Raw genomic sequence first — 2,583 nt, 5'->3', positions numbered from 1 at the left:
TGTAGATTCCTGAGAAAGTGACCATGTCATTCCGGTGGAAAGTGACCACCTAAAATCAAGTCCAAAACATGTTTTATATTTCAGCTAAAAATACAAAAAATAAGTATAGTTATTTAATAGAGTTTTGTTGAATTTTTAATAATGTATTTTTACTTCTTAGAGACTCTCCATGAAGTTCAATTCTAATAGAATTATGTACCATTCTATCTAAAATAGCGTCAGCTATAGTTTGTTCTCCAATTATATCATGCCATGTTTCAATAGGGAGTTGTGAAGCTATAATTGTCGATCTCTTACCATGGCGATCTTCAATAATTTCCATAAAATCTTGTCTTTTAAGATTGTCTAATGGTTGTAATCCAAAATCATCTAATATAATTAGGTCTTGTTTTTCAATTCGATCTATTTCCTTGGAAAAAGAGCCATCTCCTTTAGCCATCTTTAATTTAGAAAATAGTTTATTGATACTAAAGTACATAACTTTATATCCTAACATACAAGCCTGATAACCAATTGCAGAAGCAATATAACTTTTCCCTACCCCTGTACTACCAGTAATTAATATATTTTGTTGCTGTTTTATAAATTCACAAGCAGCTAATCGATCAATCATATTCCTATCAATATTTCTGGATGAATCTATATTAATATCTTGTATATAAGCTTTGTATCTGAATTTAGCGGTATTTATTAGCCTTTCTATTCTTCTGTTCTCCCTATCATCATATTCACTATCAGTTAAATAAGCAATAAGTTGATCATTTGTATAATCCGAAGTAGGAAGTTGTAGCGTTGACGCGAATGCTCTATGCATTCCATAAAGTTTTAAATACTTTAATTTTTCTAAAGTTGTTTGATTCATGTTTCTAAAATTTAATATTATTGTTCTATTGATAATAAGCTGCTCCTCTGATATTCTGATGAGTAGGAACTTCTCTTTCTTTGTTTAATGGTTGTTCTTCAATAGCATCTAATCCCTTTTCTAAAATGCTTTTGATCATTTTATAACTATATCTTTCGTATTCTAAACCACGTGTGCAGGCCTTTTCTAACCGAATATTAGTAAAGCGTTTACCTAAGCTTAAAATTCCTGCACATGACTTATATGATTGTTCAGGGTGTTGTCGCTTATCTAATATCATTGCTAAATATTTTTGTGTAGATTCTCCTATTTCTTGTCCCCATTTCAAAAACTGTGTAGGATTCCAATCTGTGATATATTGGTGAGATGAAGGCATATGTTCCTTTACAGTAGTATACCTATACTTTCCTAATTCTCTATTGTGTGAAGCAATAAGTCTTTGATTGTGATATATATCAACAATATCCTTGCTATAAAGAATATTTACTTTTTTACCAATGTAATGGAAAGGAACACTATAGTAGTGTTTGTCTTTATTTAGGTAGATGTGACTGATTTTTTGAACAGTTGCTTTTATCGCATATTTCAATTCATACCTGTGTCTCGGTAGTGATTGTAAAACAGGTTGTTCTATTTCTTCAAACAACGTTTTCCTTGAAACTCTTTCTCTTGAAAGTAGCTTCTCATTATGTTGTTCTAACAATTCTGCTATTGCCTGATTTAGTTCTTGTAAACTAAAAAACTCCCTATTTCTAAGTGGAGCAAATACACGAGTATAAATTGTTTTTACTGCATTCTCTACTAAGGCCTTATCTTTTGGTTTGTAGCTTCTTGCAGGTAAAATAGTTGTGTTGTAATGCAGAGCAAAGTCTTGGAGGTTATGAGCTATTTTAGGCTCGTATTTATCACTTTTAGTTACAGCTGCTTTTAAATTATCAGGCACAATAGCAAGTGGAACTCCTTGATAGAAATGTAAGGAATTGGTCAGGCTTGATATAAAATCTTCTGTATTTTGAGTTAGACTGGCTTCTACATAAGTCATTCTACTTGAACCAAGAATGGCAATAAATACTTCTACAGAAGTTATTTCCCCCGTAGATTTATCAATAATAGACAACTTTTTTCCTGTATAATCAACAAACATCTTATCTCCAGCCTTATGCTGCATATGTAAAGAAGGAGATGTTTTTTTCTGCCAGGTTCGCAAATGATAGCAAAATTGAGAATAACGATAACCCTCAGGGTGTTTTAAAAGATACTCTTCCCACAAGATATGTCTTGTTACTCCTGTTTTAAGCAGTTCTTTAGTAAAGTAAGGGAAATATTTATACAAGATTGCTTCTTTTTCATCAGAATCCAATTCTTTAGTGTCAAATAAATCTTCTATATCTGCATCATTTAATTCTTTTATCTCTTCATAAGTGAATTTTGAAGTAGTAAATAGAGTAATATATTTCTTAACAGTATTACGTGAAAGACCTAATTGTGAACTTATTTGAAGTTTACTTACTCCTTGAGTATACAGACGTAGTAATTGTTTTAATTGTAACATGTCGATCTTTTTATTAGCCATATCTCTTGCATTTTAGCTAAGATATTTAGACATGTTTTAACTTGTTTTTTTAGATGGTCAATTTCACCGGAATATGGTGGTCACTTTCCACCGGAATGACATGGTCACTTTTAACGGAATTAGGTGGTCAATTTCACTGGATTCTCCA

Annotated in this window: 2 protein-coding genes; both read right to left on the bottom strand. The window is 31.4% G+C overall.

The window, feature by feature from the left end:
- Positions 1-109: 109 nt before the first annotated feature.
- Positions 110-862, bottom strand: coding sequence for an IS21-like element helper ATPase IstB (gene istB / locus AABL85_RS17320; RefSeq protein WP_131540664.1), 753 nt, complete (start codon positions 860-862; stop codon positions 110-112).
- 25 nt (positions 863-887) lie between these two features.
- Complete coding sequence (gene istA, locus AABL85_RS17315) at positions 888-2,435, bottom strand: IS21 family transposase (RefSeq protein ID WP_131540663.1); 1,548 nt, start codon at positions 2,433-2,435, stop codon at positions 888-890.
- Positions 2,436-2,583 lie beyond the last annotated feature (148 nt).

The sequence above is a fragment of the Myroides odoratimimus genome (assembly GCF_038039805.1).
Lineage (GTDB): Bacteria > Bacteroidota > Bacteroidia > Flavobacteriales > Flavobacteriaceae > Flavobacterium > Flavobacterium odoratimimum_B.
Note: the sequence above shows the minus strand (reverse complement) of the source record. Positions and strands in the feature narration are given on the sequence as shown.